We start from the raw sequence: 25,647 nt of genomic DNA, 5'->3' as shown, positions 1-25,647 counted from the left end.
CGCTCAGCGCCCCCGCAGCTCGCGGTACGCGGCGACGAGCGCGGCGGTCGAACTGTCGAGCTGTTCGGCGCCCTTGCCCTCCGTCAGCACCGGCTCGATCTTCTTGGCGAGGACCTTGCCGAGTTCGACACCCCACTGGTCGAAGGAGTCGATGTTCCAGACGGCGCCCTGGACGAAGACCTTGTGCTCGTACAGCGCGATCAGCTGGCCGAGCACGGACGGGGTCAGCCGGTCGGCGAGGATCGTCGTCGTCGGGTGGTTGCCGCGGAACGTCTTGTGCGGCACCAGCTCCTCGGAGACTCCTTCGGCGCGCACCTCGTCGGGCGTCTTGCCGAAGGCCAGGGCCTGGGTCTGGGCGAAGAAGTTGGCCATCAGCAGGTCGTGCTGGGCGACCAGTCCGGGCAGCAGGGCATCGACCGGTTCGGCGAAGCCGATGAAGTCGGCCGGGATGACCTTGGTGCCCTGGTGGATCAGCTGGTAGTAGGCATGCTGGCCGTTGGTGCCGGGGGTGCCCCAGACGACCGGGCCGGTCTGCCAGTCGACCGGATTGCCGTCCCGGTCCACGGACTTGCCGTTGGACTCCATGTCCAGCTGCTGCAGGTACGCCGTGAACTTGGACAGGTAGTGGCTGTAGGGCAGCACGGCGTGCGACTGGGCGTCGAAGAACGCGCCGTACCAGACGCCCAGCAGACCCAGCAGCAGCGGGGCGTTCTCCTCGGCCGGGGCGGTGCGGAAGTGCTCGTCGACGAGGTGGAAGCCGTCGAGCATCTCACGGAACCGGTCGGGACCGATGGCGATCATCAGCGAGAGGCCGATGGCGGAGTCGTACGAGTAGCGGCCGCCGACCCAGTCCCAGAACTCGAACATGTTGGCGGTGTCGATACCGAAGTCCGAGACCTTCTCGGCGTTCGTCGACAGGGCCACGAAGTGCTTGGCCACCGCGTCCTGACCCGCCCTCAGGCCGGTCAGCAGCCAGTCGCGGGCCGAGGTGGCGTTGGTGATGGTCTCGATCGTGGTGAAGGTCTTCGACGCGATGACGAAGAGCGTCTCGGCCGGGTCGAGGTCGTGCACCGCCTCGTGCAGGTCGGCGCCGTCGACGTTGGAGACGAAGCGGACGGTGAGCGAGCGGTCCGTGAAGGAGCGCAGCGCCTCGTACGCCATGGCGGGGCCGAGGTCGGAGCCGCCGATGCCGATGTTGACGATGTTCTTGATCGGCTTGCCGGTGTGACCGGTCCACTCGCCCGACCTGACGCGCTCGGAGAACGCCGCCATCTTGTCGAGCACCGCGTGCACGGCCGGCACCACGTTCTCGCCGTCGACCTCGATCACGGCGCCCCGCGGGGCGCGGAGCGCGGTGTGCAGGACGGCGCGGTCCTCGGTGGTGTTGATCCTGTCGCCGCGGAACATCGCGTCGCGCAGCTCGGCCACCCCGGTGGCGGCGGCGAGCTCACGGAGCAGCCGGAGCGTCTCGTCGGTGGCCAGCTGCTTGGAGTAGTCGATGTACAGATCACCGACGCGCAGGGTGTATCCCGTGCCGCGCTCCGGATCGTCCGCGAACAGCTGTCGCAGATGGGTCGTCCCGAGCTGCTCACGGTGCTTACCCAGCGCCGTCCATTCCGGCGTCTGGTTGAGCCTGGTTCGACTTTGTGCGTTCATCCCGGACATCAGCCCACTTCTCTCGTCACCGCAGTTCCCCGCTGCCCCTCCAACCTAATTGATCAGGACGGCGGACGGGACAACGGCGGGCTGCGGCACGGCAGAAGCGTTCCGGCCGGGCACCCTGGGGGTGTCCGGCCGGTGAATTACTTCCGCAGAGGTACGAGAGGCGTCAGATCTCGCCGCGGAGCTTGGCGAGTGCCTCGGCGAGGATGGCCTCCCCGTCCGCGTCGCTGCGCCGCTCGCGCACGTACGCGAGATGCGTCTTGTACGGCTCGGTGCGCGGGGGGTCCGGCGGGCTGTCCCGGTCCTGACCGGCCGGGAATCCACAGCGCGGGCAGTCCCAGGTCTCCGGTACCTGCGCGTCATGGGCGAAGCTCGGCTGCGTCTCGTGCCCGTTCGAGCACCAGAAGGAGATGCGGGCCCGGGGCGCGGACTCGCCGCGCTCGGCCTCCCCCATCGGCCCCGCTCCGACCCGGCTTCCCCGGATCGCGTTGCCACTTGCCACGGTCGTAACTCCCTGCGTGATGGTGCTCGAAGATGCCCCAGTCTACGTAAGGCCCAACGCGCGTCCAGTGGTTGGAGTTACACCCTCACCGGAATCGCGTACGACGGGTCAGTTGTCCAGCTTGATGAGCAGACCAAGCACCACGATGCACGCGAACCAGCCCAGACCCACCACGACGGTGATCCGGTCGAGGTTGCGCTCGGCGACCGATGAACCGCCGACGGAGGACTGCATTCCGCCACCGAACATGTCGGAAAGACCGCCGCCCTTCCCCTTGTGCATCAGCACCAGCAGCATCAGCAGCAGGCTGAAGACGATCAGGGCGATCTCGAACCCCAAAATCACGGCTGGTCCCTACTTTCCGAAAATTCCTGACTGCATGTGCGAACAACGGGGGCCGGGAGGCTGCCCTCCTGGCCCCCGCAAGGGTACGACGGATCTGCGCTACCGCATACTCACTGGTCGCGGAAGCGGACGATCTTGACGAACTCGTCGGCGTCCAGTGCGGCGCCGCCGATCAGTGCGCCGTCCACATCGGGCTGCGCCATGATCGCGGCCACGTTGCCGGACTTCACCGAGCCGCCGTACTGGATACGGACCGCGTCGGCCAGCTCCTGCGAGTACAGCTCGGCGAGGCGGACGCGGATCGCACCGCAGACCTCCTGCGCGTCCTCGGGGGTGGCGACCTCACCGGTGCCGATGGCCCAGACCGGCTCGTAGGCGATCACGATGGTCTCGGCCTGCTCGGCCGGGATGTCCTTCAGCGCGCCGTCGAGCTGCGCCAGCGTGTACGCGACCTGGTCACCGGCCTTGCGGATGTCCAGGCCCTCGCCGACGCAAAGGATCGGGGTCAGACCGTGCTTGTACGCGGCCTTCACCTTGGCGTTGCAGACCTCGTCGGTCTCCGCGTGGTACTGGCGGCGCTCGCTGTGGCCCACGGCGACGAAGGTGCACTTCAGCTTGGCGAGCATCGGGCCGGAGATCTCACCGGTGTACGCGCCGGAGTCGTGCGCCGAGATGTCCTGGGCGCCGTACTTGATCTTCAGCTTGTCGCCGTCGACCAGCGTCTGCACGGAGCGCAGGTCGGTGAAGGGCGGCAGGACGGCGACCTCTACGGCGTCGTAGTCCTTGTCGGCCAGGGCGAAGGCGAGCTTCTGGACGTGGGCGATGGCCTCGAGGTGGTTGAGGTTCATCTTCCAGTTGCCCGCCATCAGCGGGGTGCGAGTGGTCATGAAAGGTCAGTCCTCCAGAGCGGCGAGGCCGGGAAGCGTCTTGCCCTCGAGGTATTCGAGGCTGGCGCCGCCACCGGTCGAGATGTGTCCGAACGCGTTCTCGTCGAAGCCCAGGATGCGGACCGCGGCGGCGGAGTCGCCACCGCCGACCACGCTGAAGCCCGAGGAGTCGACGAGGGCCTGGGCGACGGCCCTGGTCCCCTCGGCGAAGTCGGGGTGCTCGAAGACGCCCATCGGGCCGTTCCAGAAGACGGTGGCCGCGTCGGCGAGCTTCGATGCGTAGAGCTTGTTGGTCTCCGGACCGTTGTCCAGCCCCATCTGCCCGGCCGGCATCGCGACGGCGGCGACGGTGGCGGGGTGTGCCGGGGCCTTGGTCTTGAGGTCCGGGAACGCCGGGGCGACCACGACGTCGACGGGGAGCACGAACTCCACGCCCTTCTCCTCGGCGCGCTTGAGGTACTCCAGCACCACCGGGATCTGGTCCTCCTGCAGCAGCGAGCTGCCGACCTCGTGGCCCTGGGCCTTGAGGAAGGTGTACGCCATGCCGCCGCCGATGAGGATGCGGTCGGCGCGCTCCAGCAGGTGGTCGATGACGCCGAGCTTGTCGGAGACCTTGGCGCCGCCGAGCACCACGGCGTACGGGCGCTGGACGTCGTCGGTGAGCTTCTTCAGGACACCGACCTCGGTGGCGATCAGGTCGCCCGCGGCGTGCGGGAGCCGGGCCGGGAGGTCGAAGACCGAGGCGTGCTTGCGGTGGACGGCTCCGAAGCCGTCGCCCACGTACAGGTCGGCGAGCTCGGCCAGCTGGTCGGCGAAGGCGCCGCGCTCGGCATCGTCCTTCGACGTCTCGCCGGCGTTGAAGCGGAGGTTCTCGATCACGGCGACCTGGCCGTCGGTCAGCGCGGCGACGGTGGCGCGGGCCGACTCGCCGACCGTGTCGGTCGCGAAGGCCACGTCGGTTCCGAGCAGCTCACCGAGGCGTGCGGCGGCGGGCGCCAGCGAGAACGCCGGGTCCGGGGCACCCTTGGGCCGGCCCAGGTGCGAGGCGACGACGACCCGGGCGCCGGCCGCTGCCAGCTTCTCGATGGTCGGCTGGACGGCACGGATGCGGCCGTCGTCGGTGATGGTGGTGCCGCTGAGCGGCACGTTGAGGTCGGCGCGGACGAATACGCGCTTGCCGGTGACCCCTTCGGCGAGAAGTTCGTCGATCGTCTTCATCTGTCTGGACTCCTTGGAGGACGAGGGAGCATGCAGCGGGGCTCGAACGGCGCTGCGTTGCGCTGTTCGAGCCCCGTGCTCACATCGAGGTGCCTGCCGATCCGAGGATCAGAGCTGGCCGCCGACGAAGACGGTCAGGTCGACGAGGCGGTTGGAGTAACCCCACTCGTTGTCGTACCAGCCGAGGATCTTCACCGTGTTGCCCTCCTGGACCATGGTCAGGGAGGAGTCGAAGGTGCAGGAAGACGGGTCGCCGACGATGTCCGAGGACACGATCGGGTCCTCGGTGTACGTCAGGAAGCCCTTGAGGTCGCCGTCGTCCGACGCCTTCTTGAACGCGGCGTTGACCTCGTCCTTGGTGACCTCGCGCTGCAGGGTCACGACGAGGTCGGTGGCGGAACCGGTCGGGACCGGAACGCGCATCGCGATGCCGTCGAGCTTGCCCTTGAGCTGCGGCAGGACCAGGGCGGTGGCCTTGGCGGCACCCGTCGTGGTCGGGATGATGTTCTCCGCGGCGGCGCGGGCGCGACGCAGGTCGGAGTGCGGGAAGTCCAGGATCCGCTGGTCGTTCGTGTACGCGTGGACCGTCGTCATCAGGCCCTTGACGATGCCGAAGTTCTCGTCAAGAACCTTGGCCATCGGCGCCACACAGTTGGTGGTGCAGGAGGCGTTGGAGATGACGTGGTGGTTGGCCGCGTCGTACTTGTCCTGGTTGACGCCCATCACGATGGTGATGTCCTCGTCCTTGGCCGGAGCCGAGATGAGGACCTTCTTGGCGCCGCCCGCGATGTGCTTGGCGGCGTCGGCCTTCTTGGTGAAGATGCCGGTCGACTCGATGACGATGTCGACGCCCAGCTCGCCCCACGGGATGTCCGCCGGGTTGCGCTCGGAGAGCACCTTGATGGTGTGACCGTCGACGGTGATGGTGTCGGCGGTGTGGCTCACCTCTGCCTTGAGACGACCCAGAATGGTGTCGTACTTCAGCAGGTGGGCCGTGGTCGCAGTGTCACCCAGGTCGTTGACAGCCACGATCTCGATGTCCGCACCCTGCTCCAGCAGCGCGCGGAAGTAATTACGACCGATGCGGCCAAAGCCGTTGATGCCTACGCGGATCGTCACGAACCGATCTCCTCGTTAGGTACGCCGGTTTTCGACGCCGGCGAGTTGTATGGGATGTCCCCGACCGCCTCCGACCCTACCTCTCCGAAGCCCCAGGGGTGACATCGAGCAGGGCCGCAGGAACGGCGGATGCCCGTACTCCCCAGTAGGAGTACGGGCATCCGCTTGTCCTCCCCCGCCCGCTGCGACGATTACGCAGCGTCAACAGCCGCGGGTGCGCGGCCCGTTCCCGCCGCTGCTCGCCGACGGGGGTGCGGGTCAGCCGACCAGGTTGTCGGCCAGCTCTTCGCTCAGAGTGGATTCCGTGCCCGGGATCCCGAGGTCCTGGGCCCGCTTGTCGGCCATCGCGAGCAGTCGGCGGATCCGGCCCGCGACGGCGTCCTTGGTCAGCGGCGGGTCCGCGAGGGCGCCCAGCTCCTCCAGGGAGGCCTGCTTGTGCTCCATGCGCAGCCGTCCGGCCGCCGCGAGGTGCTCGGGGACCTCCTCGCCGAGGATCTCCAGCGCACGTCCCACCCGGGCGCCCGCGGCGACCGCGGCCCGGGCGGACCGGCGCAGGTTCGCGTCGTCGAAGTTGGCGAGCCGGTTGGCGGTGGCGCGGACCTCGCGCCGCATCCGCCGCTCCTCCCAGGCGAGCACCGACTCGTGGGCGCCCAGCCGGGTGAGCAGGGCACCGATCGCGTCGCCGTCGCGGACGACGACCCGGTCCACGCCGCGCACCTCACGGGCCTTGGCCGCGATGGAGAGCCTGCGGGCGGCGCCGACCAGCGCGAGCGCGGCCTCCGGGCCCGGGCAGGTAACCTCCAGCGAGGAGGAGCGGCCCGGCTCGGTGAGCGAGCCGTGGGCCAGGAAGGCCCCGCGCCAGGCGGCCTCGGCATCGCAGGTGGCCCCCGAGACCACCTGCGGGGGAAGTCCGCGGATGGGTCGGCCGCGGCCGTCCACCAGGCCGGTCTGACGGGCCAGCTGATCACCGCCCGCCACCACCCGCACGACATAGCGGGAGCCGCGCCGCAGCCCGCCGGGAGCCATCACGATCAGCTCCGAGCTGTGCCCGAAGATCTCGAGAATGTCCCGCTTCAGCCGGCGCGCCGCCATCGCGGTGTCCAGCTCCGCCTCGATCACAATCCGGCCGCTCACCAGGTGCAGCCCACCAGCGAACCGAAGAATCGCCGAGACTTCTGCCTTCCTGCAGCAGGTCCGGGTTACGGGAAGCCGAGAGATTTCGTCCTTCACCGCTGGCGTCATCGCCATGGGCCGATCCTTCCATGCATCCGAAAAATACGGTCGTACGCGGCGGCCAACAGCTCCGGATCATGAATCGGATCGCCGTCGGGTGAGGCCACGGGCGCCAGCTCGACCGCGGCGCCGAGCCGTTTTGCGGCGTCGGCGAGGGACTCGCGGTCGGGCACGGCGGCCTCGTCGGCCAGCACCACGTCCAGGGCGAGTTTAGGGGCGTGTCGTCCCAAAACCTCCAAATGACGCTGCGGAGAGAAGCCATCTGTTTCACCGGGTTGCGGTGCGAGGTTCAGCGAGAGGACCTTCCGGGCCTTCGTTTCGATCAGTGCGTCCAGCAGATCCGGCACGAGGAGGTGCGGAATGACCGAGGAGAACCAGGACCCGGGGCCGAGCACCACCCAGTCCGCGTCCAGGACCGCCGCGACCGCCTCGGGGACGGCCGGCGGGTCGTGCGGGACCACGTGCACGGACTGGACCTCGCCGGGGGTGAGCGCCACGGTGGCCTGGCCGCGCACCGTGTCCACCCGCTCCGGATGGTCCGGGTCGTGGCCCTTCACGAGGGCCTGGAGCTCCAGCGGCACGGCGGACATCGGCAGCACCCGCCCGTGCGCTCCCAGGAGCTTGCCGACCAGGTCCAGGGCCTGTACGTGGTCGCCGAGCTGCTCCCACAGGGCGACGATCAGCAGATTGCCGACCGCGTGCTCGTGCAGGTCGCCCTTGGACTGGAAGCGGTGCTGGATGACCTGGGCCCACGTCTGGCCCCAGTCGTCGTCACCGCACAGGGCCGCCAGCGCCTTGCGCAGGTCGCCGGGCGGCAGGACGCCCAGCTCCTCCCGGAGCCGGCCGCTGGATCCGCCGTCGTCGGCGACCGTGACCACGGCGGTCAGGTCGCCGGTGATCCGCCGCAGCGCGGTGAGCGAGGCGGACAGGCCCATGCCGCCGCCGAGCGCGACGACCTTGGGCTGCGCGCCGCGCTTGCGGCCGGACAGCGGGGTGCCCCTGCGCAGTCTGCGCAGGCGCATGTTGCGACTGGTCACTCGCGCCCCATGTCCCGGTGCACGAGCACGGTCTCGATGCCCTCGGTGGCCAGCCGGGCGGCCAGCTTCTCCGACATGGCCACGGAGCGGTGCTTGCCGCCCGTGCAGCCGACGGCGATGGTCACGTACCGCTTGCCCTCGCGGCGGTAACCCGCGGCGACGAGCTGGAGCAGCTCCGTGTACTGGTTGAGGAACTCCTTGGCGCCCGGCTGGTCGAACACGTACGCGGACACCTCCTCGTTGAGCCCGGTGAACGGGCGCAGCTCGGGGACCCAGTGCGGGTTGGGCAGGAAGCGGCAGTCCACCACCAGGTCGGCGTCGACGGGCAGCCCGTACTTGTAGCCGAACGACATCACGGTGGCGCGGAGCTCCGGCTCCTCGTCGCCCGCGAACTGGGCGTCCATCTTGGCGCGCAGTTCGTGGACGTTGAGGCTGGAGGTGTCGATCACCAGGTCGGCGTCGCCGCGCAGCTCGCGCAGCAGATCGCGCTCGGCGGAGATCCCGTCGACGATGCGGCCGTCGCCCTGGAGGGGGTGCGGCCGGCGGACCGACTCGAAGCGGCGGACCAGGGCGTCGTCGGAGGACTCCAGGAAGACGATCCGACGGGTGACGCCCTTGGCTTCCAGGTCGGCGAGGGACTCCCGGAGGTTGTCGAAGAAGCGGCGGCCCCGGACGTCTACGACGACGGCGATCCGTGCCACGTTGCCCTGCGAGCGGGCGCCGAGCTCCACCATGGTGGGGATCAGCGCGGGCGGCAGGTTGTCGACGACGAACCAGCCGAGGTCCTCCAGACACTTGGCCGCCGTGCTGCGGCCCGCGCCCGACATTCCGGAGATGATCACCAGCTCCGGGATGGCCACCGTGCTGTCGCCCGTCTCGATCGAGGTGCCCGTACTCACGTGTGCTGCTCCGTCTGCTCGGTCTGTGCGGTCGTGCCCTTGTTCATTCTCGTTCTCGGTCATGTCGTGCTGCCCCCGTCGTCCTCTTCAATGATCTCTCCTGTGGCCGTGTTCACGGCGGGCGTGGCCGGGGCGGCCGCGGCGAGGGCGACAGCCACTGATTCCGCCGTCCTGCGGCCTATCCCCGGAACCTCGCAGATCTCGTCGATTGTCGCCTGCCGCAGCTTCTTCACGGAGCCGAAATGCTTGATCAGGGCCTGCTTCCGGGTCTCTCCCAGACCCGCGACCGCGTCCAGCGGGCTGGCGCGGATGCGCTTGGCCCGTTTGGCGCGCTGGTAGGTGATGGCGAAGCGGTGCGCCTCGTCGCGGACGCGCTGGAGGAGGTAGAGGCCTTCGCTGGAGCGGGGCAGCACCACCGGGTCGTCGTCATCGGGCAGCCACACCTCTTCCAGGCGCTTGGCCAGGCCGCAGACCGCGATGTCGTCGATCCCCAGCTCGTCCAGGGCGCGCTTGGCCGCGGCGACCTGGGGCTGTCCGCCGTCGACCACCAGGAGCTGCGGCGGATAGGCGAACCGCTTGGGCCGGCCGTCGTCCTCACGGGGCTCGGCGCCCGCGTCCTGGTCGGGGGCGGCGGGCACGGGGCCCGTGGGCGCGGGGCCGTCGACGGCGGAGGCCGCCGGGACGGGTCCGGTGGCGGCGGGCCCCTCCTCCCACTCCCCCGTCCGTTCCTTCTCATGGAGGTAGCGCCGGAAGCGCCGGCTGATCACCTCGTGCATCGAGCGGACGTCGTCCTGTCCCTCGAAGCCCTTGATCTGGAAGCGGCGGTACTCCCCCTTGCGGGCCAGACCGTCCTCGAAGACCACCATCGACGCCACCACGTCGTCGCCCTGGAGGTGGGAAATGTCGAAGCACTCGATGCGCAGCGGGGCCGTGTCGAGTCCGAGCGCCTCGGCGATCTCCTCCAGCGCCCGGGAGCGGGTGGTCAGGTCGGATGCGCGCTTGGTCTTGTGCAGTCCGAGGGCCTGCTGGGCGTTGCGCTGGACCGTGGCCATCAGGTCCTTCTTGTCGCCGCGCTGCGGGATGCGCAGGCTGACCTGGGAGCCCCGGCGGCCGGCCAGCCACTGGGAGACCGCCTCGGGGTCCTCCGGGAGGGCGGGGACGAGGACCTCCTTGGGCACCGAGTCGCCGGTCTCCTCGCCGTACAGCTGCTGGAGGGCGTGCTCGACGAGGCCCGAGGTGTCGACGTTCTCCACCTTGTCGGTGACCCAGCCGCGCTGGCCGCGCACCCGGCCGCCGCGGACGTGGAAGATCTGGACCGCGGCCTCCAGCTCGTCCTCCGCGACCGCGATCAGGTCGGCGTCGGTGGCATCGGCGAGCACGACCGCGCTCTTCTCCATGGCCCGCCTGAGCGCCTCCACGTCGTCGCGCAGGCGTGCCGCGCGCTCGTACTCCATCTCCTCGGCCGCCGCCGTCATGTCCTTCTCCAGGCGGCGGATGTACGTGCCGGTGCGCCCGGCCATGAAGTCACAGAAGTCGTCGGCCAGTTCGCGGTGCTCCTCGGGGGTGACGCGGCCGACGCAGGGGGCCGAGCACTTGCCGATGTAGCCGAGGAGGCAGGGGCGGCCGCTCCTGGCGGCGTTCTTGAAGACACCCGCGGAGCAGGTGCGCACCGGGAAGACCCTGAGCATCAGGTCGACCGTCTCGCGGATCGCCCAGGCGTGCCCGTACGGACCGAAGTAGCGCACGCCCTTCTTCTTGGCGCCGCGCATGACCTGGACGCGTGGGAACTCCTCGTTGAGCGTGACCGCGAGGTACGGATAGCTCTTGTCGTCGCGGTACTTGACGTTGAACCGGGGGTCGAACTCCTTGATCCAGGAGTACTCGAGCTGCAGCGCCTCCACTTCCGTGGAGACGACGGTCCACTCCACGGACGCGGCGGTGGTCACCATCGTGCGCGTGCGCGGATGGAGGCCGGACAGGTCCTGGAAGTAGTTGGCCAGGCGCTGGCGCAGGCTCTTCGCCTTCCCGACGTAGATCACCCGGCGGTGTTCGTCGCGGAATTTGTAGACCCCCGGGGAGTCGGGGATCTGTCCCGGCTTGGGGCGGTAGCTGGAGGGGTCTGCCATGTCTCCCACCCTACTGGCGGGCAGTGACAGCACGGCGTGCTCATGGAGGGTGCCGCGCTCCGGGACACGGGGTGGGGGCACGTGTCCCGGGGCGCGGGGTCATCGGGTCCGCACGGCCCCGGCGGTCAGCGTGTCCCGCGCCGGCGGCTGCGGGCCCGCAGGGCGGTGACGCCGCAGAGGGCGAGCACGGCCACGGCGCCCGCGGCCGCTGCCCCGGAGGCCGCGGTCAGGGCGGTACCCGCGGGGCTCGCCGGGGTGGCGTCCGCGGCGATGGCGGGTGCCTGGGCCATGGGCCCGTAGCCTCCGGCACGGCCCGCGCGGGCGTAGCCGGAGCCGGGGAGCTTGTCCGCGTACGCCGCCCGCACCCGGGTGCCGTAGGCGGCCAGGGTGGTGCCGCCCCGGCCTACCGCCCGGACGGCGTCCCCGTCCAGCGGGAGGACCCGGCCGCCCTTCCGGACGTACCAGGCGTCGATCTGCGGTTCCCGGAAGACGGTGCCGCCGGGCAGCTTGCGGGCCCCGGCGAGCGCGTACCGGGTCTCGTCGTCGCCGGTGGCGATGTTCACCACCTGCCAGTTCCCGTCCTTCCCCGGCTCGGGAAGCGTCCAGAGGGATGCTCTCTGTCCGTCGGAGGAGACCGCCGTGCTGGCGAGGTAGTCCAGCGTGGCGACGGGCGCACCCGGCTCCCCCGCGACGAAGGCGGCGGACAGGGTACGTACGGGCACCGCCGCCCCCTCGATCCTGGGTTCGGCGGAGGCCCTGGCGACGGCGCCCTCGCGGGCGAAGAACCGGGACAGCGTGTCCAGGGTCGTGGCGTCGGTGGCCGCCGCGTGGGCCGCCGCCAGCGCCGCAGGTGTGGCCGAGGGTCCGGTGGCGGCGGCGGCCTGAGGGGCGACGGTGAGCAGGGCGGCACCGGCGAGGACACCGCTCGCGGCCAGGGCTGCCGCCAGGGAACGTGCGGTACGTGTGGCCGGGCGGACCGCGGATTCGGTGGAGGTCATGCCGTCACGCCCCTATCCGGTAGAGCGAGTGCGTCCAGGAGAACTCGCCGTTGTTCACGTACCAGGCGTGCGAGGCCCAGTTGTAGCGGTTGCTGGAGGGCCAGGGATCGCCCCAGTAGACCCAGCTGTTCGCGTCGTCGTACCCGTACAGCACGTGCATGTGGCCGCCGCCCGAGGCCCACTGGATGCGGGTCTCCACCGGGCGTCCCGCGGCGATCTCGGTCTGCACGGTCGGGTAGCGCAGCCAGCCGGTGACGTACGAGCCGGGGGTGATGCCGGCCCAGGACAGACCGTCCTGGACGTTGCCGAGCGAGGCCTGCGAGTTGGGGCACTCATAGCCCTGGGCGCGGCCGAACGCCGCGTTGCAGAACTGGTTCTGGCTGTAGTTCCGGCCGAACCAGGTGGCGATGGTGTTGCCGGAGGCGGCCCAGCACCAGTTCGTCTTCTGCTGCGCCTGCATGCTGATGTTCAGCCGCTGGGCGGCGGCGAGGGCGCCCGTCACCGCGGCGACCGGGGCGTGGTGCCGGCCGGCGGTGGTGGCCGGGGTGTGCCGCTGATGGGCGGCGGTGTGGTGCTGATCGGTGGCGGTGGCGGTCGTCGTGGGGGCGACGAGCAGTACGGCGGCGAGCACGGCTGTCACCGACAGCCGACCCGGCCTGACTCTTCGGTTGCGCATGGCGGCGTTCCTCCCGTGGCGGGGGGTGGGGGATCCAAGGGGCGCGTCCGGACGCTGCCGAGGAGCATCAACCGTTGTCGGGAGCGGGTCAACACGCTTCAATGCGGGGGAACACCGCGGTGTGAACGCCGGTGGCGGGTGCGTGAACGCTCCCCCCCGGCCACCTGCGGCCCCACCCCCGTCGGCGCGGCCCGGCTGCCGCCCGTCGTGAACGTTCACCTGGAGGACCCATGCAGCACACCGAGGCCGAACTGGCGCAGGTGCTGCACACCGGCCCGTTCCACCTGGCGCTGCGCACCGCGCTCTCGGTGCGCGGACTGCCGCTCCAGCGCGTGCAGCACCATCTGGCGCACCGCGGTGTCAAGGTCGGTGTGACCAGCCTCAGTTACTGGCAGCAGGGTGCCCGCCGCCCGCAGCGCCCGGAGTCCCTGCGGGCCGTCAAGGCGCTGGAGGAGGTGCTGGAGCTGCCGGGGAACTCCCTGCTCGGGCTGCTCGGGTCCGGGGAGTCCCGCCCGGACACCGACCGCCCCGCGGCCCGCTCGTACCGCTCCCTGGTGGACGCGTCCGGCGCGGTGGAACGGCTGCTCGCGGCGATGGAGTCACCCGCGGACGGCGGGCTGCACACGGTGGGGCATCAGGAGCGGGTACGGATCGGGCCCGGCCGTCGGATGCAGTACCGGAGCTCGCAGCACGTCGTGCGCGCCCACCGCGACGGCGTCGACCGCTATCTCGCCGTGTACCGCGGCGACCTCGGATGCGATCCGGCCCGGGTCGGGGTGCGCGCCCGGGAGAACTGCCGGACGGGTCGGGTCCGCTGGGACGCGGAGGCAGGGGTGCTGGTCGCCGAACTGCTCTTCGACACCCGGCTGCGGGCGGGTGAGACGTACCTCTTCGGATACGGCTTCGAGGACGGCACGGGAGGGCCCTGCGGCGAGTACGTCCGCGGCTTCAGCTTCGGCGGCGGGCAGTACGTGCTCCAGGTCCGGTTCGACGAGGAGGCGCTGCCCGTCCGGTGCCGTCGCTTCGCACAGGTCTCGGCGGGGGCGCCGCGGGGCGCCCGGACCGACCTCACGCTCACCGGCCGGCACCGGACCGTTCACCTGGTGGAGCAGGGGGTGCGGCCCGGTCTGGTCGGCATCGACTGGGACTGGGAGTGAGGCGGGCCCACTGGACGCCCGCCGGAGCGGCTTGACGGCCGGGTCAGGCGTCGGGGCCCGCGATCAGCTTTCCGCCTTCGACCTTGACCGGGACGGAGGGCAGCGGCACGGTCGCGGGACCGTGCACGGCCTTGCCGGTCGTGGTGTCGAACAGGCTGCCGTGGCAGGGGCAGTGCCCCTCGTTCTTCTCGACCTTGTCCAGCAGGCAGCCCGCGTGGGTGCACTGGGCGCTGAACGCCTTGTACTGCCCCTTGGCCGGGCAGCTGACGATGACGCGCTGCTCGCGGTAGAGCTTGGACTCGCCGACCGGGATCTCGTCGGGGGCGCCGAGCTCGACGGGCGCGGTGGGGGTCGGCGTCTGGGCGTGCCCGAGCTTCGAGTCGGTCGAGCAGGCGGCCACTCCCAGCCCGGCGACGCCTGCGAGAGCGGCGCCCTTCAGCACGGTGCGGCGGGCGGCGGGCTGGCCGGACATGCGGTCTCCACGGGTCAGAGGGGTAGAGGGTGCCAAGGCTGGCGCGACGCCCCGGACGGCGGGACAGCGGTGACGTAACCGACGATACCGGCGGAGACGGACGCCCCCGCGCGCGGGCCGGTCGCGCACGATCGCGCCTGGTCAGGGCCTGTTCAGGACGCGACGGACCGGGCGGTCGGGACGGTAACTCCGTCGGCGCGGGACGCGGCCGGAACGAAAGCCCCGGCCGAACCGGGACGGGAGCTCGGCCGGCCCGGGACGCGGCGAGGTGGCGGCCCCTCCCTCGGGAGGAGCCGCCACCTCGCCCACATGAGCCCAGTGGTCAGGCCTTGCGCGCGCGGGCCGCCTTCTTGGCCGCGGGCTTCTTCGTCGCTGCCGTCCCGGCGGCCTTCGGCGTGGCCGTCCTGGCCGTGGTGGCCTTCGCCGTCGCCGCCTTCCGCGCGGGGGCGGACTTCGCGGCGACCGCCTTCTTCGCGGCCGCCTTGCGTGCCGGCTTGCGCGCTGCGGGCACGGCCGCCTCGCTCACCCGGTCCGCGCCCAGGATGCTCTGGAGGAACTTCCCGGTGTGGCTGGCGGGGACCCCGGCCACGTACTCCGGGGTGCCCTCGGCGATGACCAGGCCACCGCCGTTGCCCCCTTCGGGGCCCATGTCGATGACCCAGTCCGCGGTCTTGACGACGTCGAGGTTGTGCTCGATGACGATCACCGTGTTCCCCTTGTCGACCAGGCCGGAGAGCACCTTGATCAACTTGGAGATGTCCTCGAAGTGCAGACCGGTGGTCGGCTCGTCCAGGACGTAGACCGTGCGTCCGGTGGAACGCTTCTGGAGCTCACTGGCCAGCTTCACGCGCTGGGCCTCACCGCCGGAGAGCGTCGGAGCGGACTGACCGAGCCTGACGTATCCGAGACCGACCTCGTTGAGCGTCCGCAGGTGACGCGCGATGGTGGGTACGGCCTCGAAGAACTCCAGGCCCTCCTCGATCGGCATGTCCAGCACCTCGGCGATGGACTTGCCCTTGTAGTGGACCTCCAGCGTCTCCCGGTTGTAGCGCGCTCCGTGGCAGACCTCGCACGGGACGTACACGTCCGGCAGGAAGTTCATCTCGATCTTGATCGTGCCGTCACCGGAGCAGTTCTCGCAGCGGCCGCCCTTGACGTTGAAGGAGAACCTGCCCGGGAGGTAACCGCGGACCTTGGCCTCCATCGTCTCCGCGAACAGCCTGCGGACGTGGTCGAAGACGCCGGTGTACGTCGCCGGGTTGGACCGGGGTGTCCGGCCGATGGGCGACTGGTCGACGTGCACGACCTTGTCGACGAGGTCGTCCCCGTCGACCCGGGTGTGCCGGCCGGGCACCGACTTCGCGCCGTTCAGCTCGCGGGCCAGGTGCGTGTAGAGGATGTCGTTGACCAGCGTCGACTTCCCGGAGCCGGAGACGCCGGTCACGGCGGTCAGCACCCCGAGCGGGAAGGAGACGTCGATGTCCTGGAGGTTGTTCTCCCGGGCACCGTGGACCGTGAGCAGCCGCGAGGGGTCGACGGGGCGCCGGATCTCGGGCATCGCGATCGACTTCTTGCCGGTCAGATACTGACCGGTGATCGACTTCTCGTTGGCCAGCAGTTCCTCGAGTGATCCGGAGTGGACCACCTTGCCGCCGTGCTCGCCGGCACCGGGGCCGATGTCGACGACCCAGTCGGCGACCTTGATGGTGTCTTCGTCGTGCTCGACGACGATGAGCGTGTTGCCCATGTCGCGGAGCCGGACCAGGGTCTCGATCAGGCGGTGGTTGTCGCGCTGGTGCAGGCCGATGGACGGCTCGTCCAGCACGTACAGCACGCCGACCAGGCCGGAGCCGATCTGCGTGGCGAGCCGGATGCGCTGCGCCTCGCCACCGGACAGGGTGCCCGCCGCGCGGTTCAGCGACAGGTAGTCCAGACCGACGTCGACCAGGAACTTCAGCCGCTCGTTGACCTCCTTGAGCACCCGCTCGGCGATCTTCTTGTCGCGGGCATTCAGCTTCAGGCGGCCGAGGAACTCGGCGCACTCGCTGATCGACATCGCGGCGACCTCGGCGATGGACTTCTCCATCACCGTGACCGCGAGGACGATCGGCTTGAGCCGGGTGCCCTCACAGGTCGGGCAGGGCACCTCGCGCATGTAGCCCTCGAAGCGCTCCCTGCTGGAGTCGCTCTCGGCCTCCGTGTGCCGCCGCTTGACGAACTGCACCGCGCCTTCGAAGGAGGGCGTGGTGTAGGCGCGCTCGCGCCCGTACCGGTTGCGGTAGCGGACCTCGGTCTGGATCTTGTGACCGTGCAGCAGGGCCTTCTTGGCCCGCTGCGGCAGCCCGGCCCAGGGGATGTCCGTACGGAATCCGAGGGCTTCGGCGAGCGCGTTGATCTGCCGGCCGAAGTACTCCTTGGTGTGGCCGTGCGACCAGGGGTGGATCGCGCCCTCGTCGAGGGACTTGTCCTCGTCGGGGACGATCAGCTCCGGGTCGACCTCCATGCGCGTACCGATGCCCGTGCAGTCGGGGCAGGCGCCGAAGGGGGAGTTGAAGGAGAAGGAGCGCGGCTCCAGCTCTTCGAAGGAGAGGTCGTCGTACGGGCAGTAGAGGTGCTCGGAGTACATCCGCTCACGCTCGGGGTCGTCCTCGGGGAGATCGACGAAGTCGAGCACGACCATGCCGCCGGAGAGGCCCAGCGCGGTCTCGACCGAGTCGGTCAGCCGGCGCTTGGCGCTGTCCTTCACCGTGAGGCGGTCGATGACCACCTCGATGGTGTGCTTCTCCTGCTTCTTCAGCGTGGGCGGCTCGGAGAGCTGGATGGTCGCGCCGTCGACCCTGGCCCTGCTGTACCCCTTGGTCTGCAGGTCGGCGAAGAGGTCGACGAACTCGCCCTTGCGCTCGCGCACCAGCGGCGAGAGGACCTGGAAGCGGCTGCCCTCGGGCAGGCCGAGGACCTTGTCCACGATGGCCTGCGGCGACTGGCGGGAGATCGGACGGTGGCACTCGGGACAGTGCGGCTTGCCGATCCTGGCGAAGAGCAGGCGGAGGTAGTCGTAGACCTCCGTGATGGTGCCGACCGTCGAGCGCGGGTTGCGCGAGGTCGACTTCTGGTCGATGGAGACGGCGGGCGACAGCCCCTCGATGAAGTCGACGTCCGGCTTGTCCATCTGGCCGAGGAACTGCCGGGCGTACGAGGAGAGGGACTCCACGTAGCGCCGCTGACCCTCGGCGAAGATCGTGTCGAACGCGAGCGACGACTTGCCCGACCCGGAGAGCCCGGTGAAGACGATGAGGGAGTCGCGGGGGAGGTCGAGCGAGACGTTCTTGAGGTTGTGCTCGCGAGCGCCACGGACGATGAGACGGTCGGTCACGCCGGTCCGCACCTTTCTAGAGAGAAGCGGGGGAACTGAGCCCCTGCCCCAGGGTATGGGGGGTGCCACAGCGATGTACGAAGCTTTCGACTCCGAGCGTATAGCACGCGCATTCGATTTACGGACGACTGATGACTCCTTCACCCGATTGAGTGGCCGACGCTAGGCTCGGCCCATGACTGATCATGTGCACGACCTGGCCGCACTGCGCGCGGCGACCGACCGGCTGCTCAGCGCCACGGAGAAACTGGACGCCGCAGCACTCGCCGAACCGTCGCGCCTCCCCGGCTGGAGCCGGGGTCATGTCGTCGCGCACCTCTCACGTAACGCCGACGCGCTCGTAAATGTTCTCCAGGGCCGGCCCATGTACGCAGACAGCGAAACCCGCGACCGTGACATCGAGCGCGACGCGCCCCGGTCGCAGGCGGAACAGCTGGCTGACCTGGTCGCGAGCGCGGACCGCTTCGTGGAGGCCGCCGCGGCCCCGGCCGACTGGTCACGGACCGTCACGATGCGCAACGGTGTGACGGACTCGGCCTCCCGGATCCCCTTCCGCCGCCGCATCGAGGTCGAGCTGCACCACGTCGACCTGGGGGTCGGCTACGAGCTGGAGGACCTGCCCGACGACTTCACCGCGCGGGAGATCGACTTCCTGGCCGAGCGCTTCGCCGGGCACCCCGACGTCGTCCCGACGGGCGTGGCCGACGACCGGGGCCGGATCTGGACGACCGGCGGCGGCGCGGAGGGCGGGCCCGTCACGGTCCGCGGTACGGCGTCCGACCTGCTCGGCTGGCTCTGCGGGCGGCGCGACGGGGCCGTCCTGACCGTCGAGGGCGGAACCCTTCCCGCCCTGCCCCCGCTATAGGCTGAGACGCATGACGTACAGCGGAACGGTCAAGGTCGGCGGGCGCGCTGACGTGCACGAGTTGACGGATCTGATGATCTCCAAGGTCGCCGTCGGCCCGATGAACAACAACGCCTATCTGCTGCGCTGCCGGGCGACCGGGGAGCAGCTCCTGATCGACGCGGCGAACGAGGCCGGGACCCTGCTGCGGCTGATCGGTGAGGACTCGATCGCCTCGGTCGTCACCACGCACCGGCACGGCGACCACTGGCAGGCGCTGGGCGAGGTGGTCGCGGCCACCGGTGCGCGCACGTACGCCGGGCGCTTCGACGCCGAGGGGATCGCGGTCCCGACGGATGTGCTCGTCGAGGACGGGGACACGATCCGGGTCGGCCAGGTCGCGCTGACCGCCCGGCACCTGACCGGCCACACCCCGGGCTCGATCGCGCTCGTCTACGACGACCCGCACGGCGCTCCGCACCTGTTCACCGGGGACTGCCTCTTTCCGGGCGGGGTCGGCAACACGTTCAAGGACCCCGAGGCGTTCGTGAGCCTGCTGCACGACGTGGAGACCAAGCTCTTCGACGCCCTGCCCGACGAGACCTGGGTCTACCCGGGCCACGGACACGACACCACCCTGGGCGACGAGCGACCGCGACTGCCCGAGTGGCGCGAACGGGGCTGGTGACGACGGCGGGGGGTGTGGGCGCACGACCTGCGCACCCACACCCCCCGCCTCCGCTCAGGTGCCCCGCCTTCGTCAGGCGTCTATACCGGCGCCCTTGTCCGCGGGGTCCGCGGCCTTCCCCGCCTCCGCGGCGGCCTCCGCCTCGGCCGTCCTCTTGTTGGCGATGAGGCTGGTGATCGTGGTGATCACCAGCACGCCACAGATGACGCCGAGCGAGACCGGGATGGAGATCTCGGGGACGTGCACCCCGGACTCGTGCAACGCGTGCAGCACCAGCTTGACGCCGATGAAGCCGAGGATGACCGAGAGCCCGTAGCTGAGGTGGACCAGCTTCTTGAGCAGGCCGCCGATCAGGAAGTACAGCTGCCGCAGCCCCATCAGCGCGAAGGCGTTGGCGGTGAAGACGATGTACGGGTCCTGGGTCAGGCCGAAGATCGCCGGGATGGAGTCCAGCGCGAACAGCACGTCGGTGGTGCCGATGGCGAGCATGACGACCATCAGGGGCGTCAGGACGCGCTTGCCGTTGACGCGGATGAAGAGCTTGGTGCCGTGGTACCGGTCGGCGACACCGAAGCGGCGCTCGATGGTCTTGAGCAGGCGGTTCTCCTCGAACTCCTCTTCCTCCTCGTCGGCCCGCGCTTCCTGGATGAGCTTCCAGGCGGTGTAGATCAGGAACGCGCCGAAGATGTAGAAGACCCACGAGAAGTTGGCGATGACCGCGGCACCGGCGGCGATGAAGATCGCCCTCAGCACCAGCGCGATCATCACGCCGACGAGCAGCACCCGCTGCTGGAGGTGGGAGGGCACCGAGAACTTCGCCATGATCAGCACGAAGACGAAGAGGTTGTCGACGCTCAGCGACTTCTCGGTGATGTAGCCGGCGAAGAACTCGCCCGAAGCCTGACTCTCGCCGAAGGCGAGCAGCCCGAGCCCGAAGAGTACGGCCAGCACGATCCAGACGATCGTCCAGATTCCGGCTTCCTTGGTCGACACGTCATGGGGCTTGCGCCCGATGAAGAAGTCGACGGCGATGAGGGCGCACAGACCAAGAATGGTCAGCGCCCAGAGGGTCCATGAAACGTCCACTGCGCCTCCGGCAGTTCGCTACGGCTACTGATCAGCGTCGTCGCTGCCGGAGGTCTCTTCCACCTGGGCGCACGGGATGCGCGCCTGGGCCGGCGCCCCGGGACCGGTCACAGTCCGTACTGACGGGCACGCCGCGATCGGGAGTACTCCCCTCCGCCCAAAGAACAGTACAGGGAACACCAAGGAAAGGTAAAGACAAGGGTAAAGATCATTCAAAACAGCAGGTCGGAAGTGGTGCGGTCCGAGCGGTCCGACCGGTGGGCTCAGCGGTGCCCGGTACGGCGCGCGGCCGCCACCCGGGCCAGTACCTGCTCCAGCACCCGGCTTCCAGCCGGGGTCCTGAGCGGCTCGTACGTCCATGCGTGACCGACCCAGGGGTCGGCCAGATGGTCGTCGGCGACCGGAGTGACGCGGAGCAGGGACCGCCACAGCGGGTCGAGCACCGGACCGTACGCGGAGGCGTCCTCCCGGTCCGCGACCATCATCAGATGTACGCCGACGGAGGGCCCCTCGTCGGCGAGGTAGCGCAGTTGGGTGACGGCACGGTCGTCGAAGCCGTGCGGGAAGTCGTTGACGATCAGCAACTGCTCGGCCGGGTCCAGATCGGGCGGCAGCGAATCGGCGGCCCCGGCCCTGAGTGCCATCTGCACCAGGTCGACCCGGCGGGTGAGGTGGGCGAGGACCGAGGACACTCCCCCGGGCCCGGAGGCGGGCGGACCCGCGAGCACGCCCGCGCCCACCAGCGGGGCCAGTGCCGCGGCGGCGGAGCCCGCGGGGTCGATGACATGGACCGAGAACTCGTTCGGCGGGTAGACGGCCAGCATCCGCGCGGCGTGCAGGACGGCGCTCTCCATGGCCAGCCTGCGCAACTGGTCCGCATCGGTCAGGGCTGCCGCCTCGGACGCCGTGCGCCCGCTGTCGATCCACATGCCGCGCTCCAGCGGCAGCCGGACGAGCAGGGGGATGCTCATCCCGGTGCTCTCCGGCAGATGCAGGTCCCCGATCCGCAGGGCCATGGGAATCTCCATCGGAACCCGGTAGTCGTGCCAGACCGGGTTGTCCCAGCCCGCGTACGCGGCGGGCAGCGCGGGTTCCACCACGGCGGCCTCGGCGGCGAGCTGCGCGAGGTCGCGGTCCAGCGCCTCGCGGGCGCGGCCGGTCAGCTCGTCGCGCTTGGCGCGGGCCTGCTCACGGGCCCGGTCGCCCGCGCCGCCGATCCGGCTGCGCGGATCGGACAGGGTCCGCTCCAGCTCCTGGTCCATCCGGGACTCGGCGAAGTCGACGGCGCTGCGGTAGGCGGCGGTGGCCCGGGCCAGGTCCTCGAACATGCCCCAGACCTGGTTGTAGAGGCGCTCGTCCATGGACCAGCCGGTGGCGTCCCCGGCCACGGGAGCCGGGGGGCGGCCGGGCTGGGCGGGAGGCGCCGCGGGCGGAGGCGGCGGGGGCGCCGTGGCCCGGCGGCGCGGGTGCGCGTAGTCGATGGGGCCCCCCGCGGGGGGCGAGCCGGGGGCGATCGGGGTGGTGGCGGGCGCCGGGGGCTCGTCCTGGGAGGCGGGCTGCGGGGCGGCCTGGGGCCTGCCCGCGCCCTGGGTGGCCGCGGAGCCCCCCGCATGCCTGACCCGGTCACCCTCCTGGGTGCGGGGCGGGGGCGGGGCCACCGAGCGCGCCAGGCCGCGGGCGACCGCTTCCTGGATCGACCGTGCCAGTTCGGCGGCGCCGGTCACCCCCTGATCGGCGAGCATCGCGGCGAGACCGCCCGCGTAACCCTGGCCGACGGCGCGGACCTTCCACGCCCCCTGCCGCCGGTAGAGCTCCAGGGCGGTGACAGCGGACTCGGTGTCCAGGCCGGTCAGGGTGAAGGTGGCGATCTCCGTGCCGTCGAGTCCGGTGACCGCGACGAAGGGCGAGGCGACGGCCCCGAACCGGTTCGGGCCGCCCGCCTCGAGCGGCAGCGCCAGCAGCACCGTGACCCGGTGCACCCCGTCGGGCAGGGCGTCGAGGTCTACGGCGAGCCGGTGCTCGGCCGCGGCCTGCCTGGACACCTCCAGTCCCGGCAGCTGCGGAGATCCGGGGTGGGCTATCCACTCGACGCCGCGCACCGTGCCGTGCTCGTTCCCGAGCGTGGCACCGGCCACGACGGGTGCGCCGGCCGAAACCCGGATCTCCAGACGGGTCTGGGGCAAGGTGTGGTTCTGCCCCCGGACCAGCTCGGCCGTCATTGCCCTGTCCCCTCGACGAGTTGCTGCTGCGCAATGCGTGTCGTACGTGGCGCGGTGTCATGCGTGGTGCGGTGTCGTGTGGCGCGGTGTCGTGTGTGGCGCGGTGTCATGCGTCGTGCAGCGCGGTGCCTCGTGCGAAGCCGGGCGGTACCGGTGCCGCGATGCGGTGCAGCTCCCGGCGGCCGATGCCGCCGGGAGCTGCGCGTCATGATGCGGACCCGTGGGCCCGGCACTGCCTACAGGTGCGGCAGGATCGCCGGCATGAGGTCCTGGAAGGTGCGGCCGTTGGCCGGGGTACCGATGGCGGTCATCTGCCATCCGCTCCCCGAACGGCTCACCTTCGCCATGATCTGGGCGGTGTACTGCCCACCGCCGTCCAGCGTGTAGCGGGCGAGCTCCTGGCCGTTGGTCTCGTCCACGATGCGGCAGAAGGCGTTCTGCACCTCCTGGAACGTCTGGCCCGTGAAGGAGTTCACCGTGAAGACGATCTGGTCGATGTGGACCGGCACCCGCTGGAGGTCGACCAGGATCGCCTCGTCGTCGCCGCCCGAGCCGGCGCCGCCGACCAGGTTGTCCCCGGTGTGCTTGACCGAGCCGTCGTCACTGACGAGGTGCCGGAAGAACACGACGTCGACCGGCTGCTTGTCGGCGAACAGGACCGCCGAGGCATCCAGGTCGATCTCCCGGGTGCGCGAGCCGAACAGACCGCGGCGCGGAGCCGCCTGCCAGCCGAGCCCCATCCGTACCGCGGTCAGGGTCCCCCCGTCGCTCTTCTGCAGGCTGATGGCCTGACCCTTGGTCATATTGACCGTCACGCGCTGTCCCCTCTCCGCTGTCCCCGCAACCGTCCTTGCGCGGTTTTCCAGCACCCTACGCATTCACACCACGGGCACAGCCCCCGAGGGCCGTTTTGTGTCGGTCTTGCAACACACCACGTGCGGCGTGGTCAGGCCAGGCCCGCCTCCCGCATCTGGCGCAACTCCTTCTTCAACTCCCCCACCTCGTCACGCAGTCGTGCGGCCACCTCGAACTGCAGGTCGGCAGCGGCCGCACGCATCCGGTCGGTCATCTCCTCGATGATCCCGGCGAGTTCAGTGGCCGGGCGGTCGGTGACCGCGGCCTTGTCCGCGCCGGCCTTCCCCTTCGCCGCACCGGCCTTGATGCCCAGCGTGGGAACGGGCGTCTTGGCCCCCGCGGTCTGGCGGTAGCCGGTGCCGAGCAGCTGCTCGGTGTCGATCTCCTCGCGGGCAATCGACGCGACGATGTCGTTGATCTTCTTACGGAGCGGCTGCGGGTCGACCCCGCGCTCGGTGTTGTACGCGATCTGCTTCTCGCGGCGGCGGTTGGTCTCGTCGATGGCCTGCGCCATCGCCGGGGTGACCTTGTCCGCGTACATATGGACCTGACCCGACACGTTACGGGCCGCGCGTCCGACGGTCTGGATCAGTGAGGTGGCCGAGCGCAGGAAGCCCTGCTTGTCGGCGTCGAGGATGGCCACGAGCGACACCTCGGGCAGGTCGAGGCCCTCACGCAGCAGGTTGATCCCGACCAGGACGTCGTACTCGCCGGAGCGCAGTTCGCGCAGCAGCTCGATCCGGCGCAGGGTGTCGACGTCACTGTGCAGGTAGCGGACCTGGATGCCCAGCTCCAGGAAGTAGTCGGTGAGGTCCTCCGACATCTTCTTGGTGAGGGTGGTGACCAGGACCCGCTCGTCCTTCTCGGTGCGCGTGCGGATCTCGTGCACCAGGTCGTCGATCTGGCCCTCGGTGGGCTTGACGACGATCTCCGGGTCCACGAGGCCGGTGGGCCGGATGATCTGCTCCACGAAGCCGTCACCCCGGGAGAGCTCGTACTTACCGGGGGTGGCGGAGAGGTAGACCGTCTGATTGATCCGTCCGAGGAACTCCTCCCACTTCAGCGGGCGGTTGTCCAGGGCCGAGGGCAGCCGGAATCCGTGGTCGACGAGGGTCCGCTTGCGGGAGGCGTCACCCTCGTACATCGCGCCGATCTGCGGCACGGTGACGTGCGACTCGTCCAGGACGAGCAGGAAGTCCTCGGGGAAGTAGTCGAGGAGGGTGTGGGGAGCGGTGCCCGGATCGCGGTCGTCGAAGTGCATCGAGTAGTTCTCGACGCCGGAGCAGGTGCCGATCTGGCGGAGCATCTCGATGTCGTACGTCGTACGCATGCGCAGTCGCTGGGCCTCCAGCATCTTGCCCTGCTTCTCCAGCTCGGCGAGGCGCTGCTCCAGCTCCCTCTCGATGCGGCCGACCGCCTTCTCCATGCGCTCGGGGCCCGCGACGTAGTGGCTGGCGGGGAAGACGTGGAGCGAGCGGTCCTCGCTGATGATCTCGCCGGTGAGCGGGTGCAGCGTGGAGAGGGCCTCGATCTCGTCACCGAACATCTCGATGCGGACCGCGAGCTCCTCGTAGACCGGGAAGATCTCGATGGTGTCGCCGCGCACCCGGAAGGTGCCGCGGGTGAACGCCAGGTCGTTGCGGGTGTACTGCATCTCGACGAACCGGCGCAGCAACTGGTCACGGTCCATCTCGTCGCCCACCTTGAGCTGGACCATCCGGTCCACGTACTCCTGCGGGGTGCCGAGGCCGTAGATGCAGGAGACGGAGGCGACCACGACGACGTCGCGCCGGGTGAGCAGCGAATTCGTGGCGGAGTGGCGGAGCCGCTCGACCTCCTCGTTGATCGAGGAGTCCTTCTCGATGTAGGTGTCCGACTGCGGGACGTACGCCTCGGGCTGGTAGTAGTCGTAGTACGAGACGAAGTACTCGACGGCGTTGTTCGGCAGGAGCTCGCGGAACTCGTTGGCCAGCTGGGCGGCGAGTGTCTTGTTCGGCGCCATCACCAGGGTGGGGCGCTGGAGCTTCTCGATCATCCAGGCAGTGGTCGCCGACTTGCCGGTGCCGGTCGCGCCGAGCAGCACGACGTCCTTCTCACCTGCCCGGACGCGCCGCTCCAGCTCGGCGATGGCCGCCGGCTGGTCGCCGCTGGGCTGGTAGGGACTGACGACCTCGAAAGGCGCCACCGAACGTTCGATCTTCGAAACGGGCCGCATGCAACCACCGTACGACCCCCCACTGACAACGGGGCC

21 protein-coding genes are annotated in these 25,647 nt (G+C 70.2%); 3 read left to right on the top strand and 18 right to left on the bottom strand.

Annotated elements, in window-relative coordinates:
- Positions 1-3: 3 nt before the first annotated feature.
- From pgi to ACFYPA_RS25620, 12 genes are all read right to left on the bottom strand, one after another.
- The gene (gene pgi, locus ACFYPA_RS25675) at positions 4-1,656 is read right to left on the bottom strand and encodes a glucose-6-phosphate isomerase (protein ID WP_389134358.1); all 1,653 of its coding nucleotides are present in this window, start codon (positions 1,654-1,656) and stop codon (positions 4-6) included.
- Between the two features lie 172 nt (positions 1,657-1,828).
- A complete protein-coding gene (locus tag ACFYPA_RS25670; protein WP_078622699.1) occupies positions 1,829-2,164 on the bottom strand; it encodes an RNA polymerase-binding protein RbpA in 336 nt (111 codons plus the stop codon).
- Positions 2,165-2,272: 108 nt separating this feature from the next.
- Positions 2,273-2,509, bottom strand: a complete 237-nt coding sequence (gene secG / locus ACFYPA_RS25665) for a preprotein translocase subunit SecG (protein ID WP_018104607.1) — start codon at positions 2,507-2,509, stop codon at positions 2,273-2,275.
- 110 nt (positions 2,510-2,619) lie between these two features.
- Positions 2,620-3,396 carry a triose-phosphate isomerase gene (gene tpiA, locus ACFYPA_RS25660; RefSeq protein WP_136328652.1) on the bottom strand — a complete coding sequence of 259 codons (777 nt, stop codon included), beginning with the start codon at positions 3,394-3,396 and terminating at the stop codon, positions 2,620-2,622.
- Between the two features lie 6 nt (positions 3,397-3,402).
- A complete protein-coding gene (locus tag ACFYPA_RS25655) occupies positions 3,403-4,614 on the bottom strand; it encodes a phosphoglycerate kinase (RefSeq protein WP_389134355.1) in 1,212 nt (403 codons plus the stop codon).
- A gap of 108 nt (positions 4,615-4,722) precedes the next feature.
- Complete coding sequence (gap, locus tag ACFYPA_RS25650) at positions 4,723-5,733, bottom strand: type I glyceraldehyde-3-phosphate dehydrogenase (protein ID WP_136328654.1); 1,011 nt, start codon at positions 5,731-5,733, stop codon at positions 4,723-4,725.
- 258 nt (positions 5,734-5,991) lie between these two features.
- The gene (gene whiA, locus ACFYPA_RS25645) at positions 5,992-6,981 is read right to left on the bottom strand and encodes a DNA-binding protein WhiA (protein WP_359083369.1); all 990 of its coding nucleotides are present in this window, start codon (positions 6,979-6,981) and stop codon (positions 5,992-5,994) included.
- On the bottom strand, positions 6,972-8,003 hold the full coding sequence (gene yvcK, locus ACFYPA_RS25640; RefSeq protein ID WP_359083368.1) for a uridine diphosphate-N-acetylglucosamine-binding protein YvcK: 1,032 nt from the start codon (positions 8,001-8,003) through the stop codon (positions 6,972-6,974). The genes whiA and yvcK overlap by 10 nt, the downstream gene beginning before the upstream one ends.
- Positions 8,000-8,965, bottom strand: coding sequence for an RNase adapter RapZ (rapZ, locus tag ACFYPA_RS25635; protein WP_359083367.1), 966 nt, complete (start codon positions 8,963-8,965; stop codon positions 8,000-8,002). The genes yvcK and rapZ overlap by 4 nt, the downstream gene beginning before the upstream one ends.
- Positions 8,962-11,028, bottom strand: coding sequence for an excinuclease ABC subunit UvrC (gene uvrC, locus ACFYPA_RS25630; RefSeq protein ID WP_389134350.1), 2,067 nt, complete (start codon positions 11,026-11,028; stop codon positions 8,962-8,964). Before uvrC ends, rapZ begins: the two co-directional genes overlap by 4 nt.
- A gap of 125 nt (positions 11,029-11,153) precedes the next feature.
- Positions 11,154-12,026, bottom strand: a complete 873-nt coding sequence (locus ACFYPA_RS25625; protein ID WP_359083365.1) for a hypothetical protein — start codon at positions 12,024-12,026, stop codon at positions 11,154-11,156.
- A gap of 4 nt (positions 12,027-12,030) precedes the next feature.
- The gene (locus ACFYPA_RS25620) at positions 12,031-12,702 is read right to left on the bottom strand and encodes a papain-like cysteine protease family protein (protein ID WP_389134346.1); all 672 of its coding nucleotides are present in this window, start codon (positions 12,700-12,702) and stop codon (positions 12,031-12,033) included.
- 230 nt (positions 12,703-12,932) lie between these two features.
- Between ACFYPA_RS25620 and ACFYPA_RS25615 the strand changes: the two genes are divergently transcribed.
- Positions 12,933-13,859: a hypothetical protein gene (locus tag ACFYPA_RS25615; RefSeq protein ID WP_359083363.1), complete on the top strand. Its 927-nt coding sequence runs from the start codon at positions 12,933-12,935 to the stop codon at positions 13,857-13,859.
- A gap of 43 nt (positions 13,860-13,902) precedes the next feature.
- Here the strand turns inward: ACFYPA_RS25615 and ACFYPA_RS25610 are convergent, their stop codons facing one another.
- The gene (locus tag ACFYPA_RS25610) at positions 13,903-14,331 is read right to left on the bottom strand and encodes a Rieske (2Fe-2S) protein (RefSeq protein ID WP_359083362.1); all 429 of its coding nucleotides are present in this window, start codon (positions 14,329-14,331) and stop codon (positions 13,903-13,905) included.
- Positions 14,332-14,653: 322 nt separating this feature from the next.
- The gene (gene uvrA / locus ACFYPA_RS25605) at positions 14,654-17,704 is read right to left on the bottom strand and encodes an excinuclease ABC subunit UvrA (protein ID WP_359350389.1); all 3,051 of its coding nucleotides are present in this window, start codon (positions 17,702-17,704) and stop codon (positions 14,654-14,656) included.
- 175 nt (positions 17,705-17,879) lie between these two features.
- Here uvrA and ACFYPA_RS25600 point away from each other — a divergent pair, with 175 nt between their 5' ends.
- Positions 17,880-18,569, top strand: a complete 690-nt coding sequence (locus ACFYPA_RS25600) for a maleylpyruvate isomerase family mycothiol-dependent enzyme (RefSeq protein ID WP_359083359.1) — start codon at positions 17,880-17,882, stop codon at positions 18,567-18,569.
- A gap of 10 nt (positions 18,570-18,579) precedes the next feature.
- Entirely contained in the window at positions 18,580-19,236 is a 657-nt protein-coding gene (locus ACFYPA_RS25595) for an MBL fold metallo-hydrolase (RefSeq protein WP_359083358.1), read from the top strand.
- 72 nt (positions 19,237-19,308) lie between these two features.
- On the opposite strand, the gene ACFYPA_RS25590 is transcribed toward ACFYPA_RS25595, so the two are convergent.
- The 4 genes from ACFYPA_RS25590 to uvrB all read right to left on the bottom strand — a co-directional run bounded on the left by ACFYPA_RS25590 (position 19,309) and on the right by uvrB (position 25,611).
- Positions 19,309-20,322 (bottom strand): TerC family protein, encoded by a 1,014-nt coding sequence (locus ACFYPA_RS25590; protein ID WP_359083357.1) that lies wholly within the window; start codon positions 20,320-20,322, stop codon positions 19,309-19,311.
- A 263-nt stretch (positions 20,323-20,585) separates the two neighbouring features.
- Positions 20,586-22,541, bottom strand: coding sequence for a TerD family protein (locus tag ACFYPA_RS25585; RefSeq protein ID WP_359083356.1), 1,956 nt, complete (start codon positions 22,539-22,541; stop codon positions 20,586-20,588).
- A 236-nt stretch (positions 22,542-22,777) separates the two neighbouring features.
- The gene (locus tag ACFYPA_RS25580; protein ID WP_359083355.1) at positions 22,778-23,356 is read right to left on the bottom strand and encodes a TerD family protein; all 579 of its coding nucleotides are present in this window, start codon (positions 23,354-23,356) and stop codon (positions 22,778-22,780) included.
- Between the two features lie 131 nt (positions 23,357-23,487).
- A complete protein-coding gene (gene uvrB / locus ACFYPA_RS25575; protein WP_359083354.1) occupies positions 23,488-25,611 on the bottom strand; it encodes an excinuclease ABC subunit UvrB in 2,124 nt (707 codons plus the stop codon).
- Positions 25,612-25,647 lie beyond the last annotated feature (36 nt).

It is taken from the genome of Streptomyces sp. NPDC005775 (assembly GCF_042871565.1).
Taxonomy (GTDB): Bacteria; Actinomycetota; Actinomycetes; order Streptomycetales; family Streptomycetaceae; genus Streptomyces.
Note: the sequence above shows the minus strand (reverse complement) of the source record. Positions and strands in the feature narration are given on the sequence as shown.

Coding starts and splice junctions, on each gene's coding strand:
- pgi (WP_389134358.1), bottom strand. CDS start 1,656: ATGAACGCACAAAGTCGAACCAGGCTCAACCAGACGCCGGAATGGACG.
- tpiA (WP_136328652.1), bottom strand. CDS start 3,396: ATGACCACTCGCACCCCGCTGATGGCGGGCAACTGGAAGATGAACCTC.
- ACFYPA_RS25655 (WP_389134355.1), bottom strand. CDS start 4,614: ATGAAGACGATCGACGAACTTCTCGCCGAAGGGGTCACCGGCAAGCGC.
- whiA (WP_359083369.1), bottom strand. CDS start 6,981: ATGGCGATGACGCCAGCGGTGAAGGACGAAATCTCTCGGCTTCCCGTA.
- rapZ (WP_359083367.1), bottom strand. CDS start 8,965: ATGACCGAGAACGAGAATGAACAAGGGCACGACCGCACAGACCGAGCA.
- uvrC (WP_389134350.1), bottom strand. CDS start 11,028: ATGGCAGACCCCTCCAGCTACCGCCCCAAGCCGGGACAGATCCCCGAC.
- ACFYPA_RS25625 (WP_359083365.1), bottom strand. CDS start 12,026: ATGACCTCCACCGAATCCGCGGTCCGCCCGGCCACACGTACCGCACGT.
- ACFYPA_RS25620 (WP_389134346.1), bottom strand. CDS start 12,702: ATGCGCAACCGAAGAGTCAGGCCGGGTCGGCTGTCGGTGACAGCCGTG.
- ACFYPA_RS25615 (WP_359083363.1), top strand. CDS start 12,933: ATGCAGCACACCGAGGCCGAACTGGCGCAGGTGCTGCACACCGGCCCG.
- ACFYPA_RS25610 (WP_359083362.1), bottom strand. CDS start 14,331: ATGTCCGGCCAGCCCGCCGCCCGCCGCACCGTGCTGAAGGGCGCCGCT.
- ACFYPA_RS25600 (WP_359083359.1), top strand. CDS start 17,880: ATGACTGATCATGTGCACGACCTGGCCGCACTGCGCGCGGCGACCGAC.
- ACFYPA_RS25595 (WP_359083358.1), top strand. CDS start 18,580: ATGACGTACAGCGGAACGGTCAAGGTCGGCGGGCGCGCTGACGTGCAC.
- ACFYPA_RS25585 (WP_359083356.1), bottom strand. CDS start 22,541: ATGACGGCCGAGCTGGTCCGGGGGCAGAACCACACCTTGCCCCAGACC.
- uvrB (WP_359083354.1), bottom strand. CDS start 25,611: ATGCGGCCCGTTTCGAAGATCGAACGTTCGGTGGCGCCTTTCGAGGTC.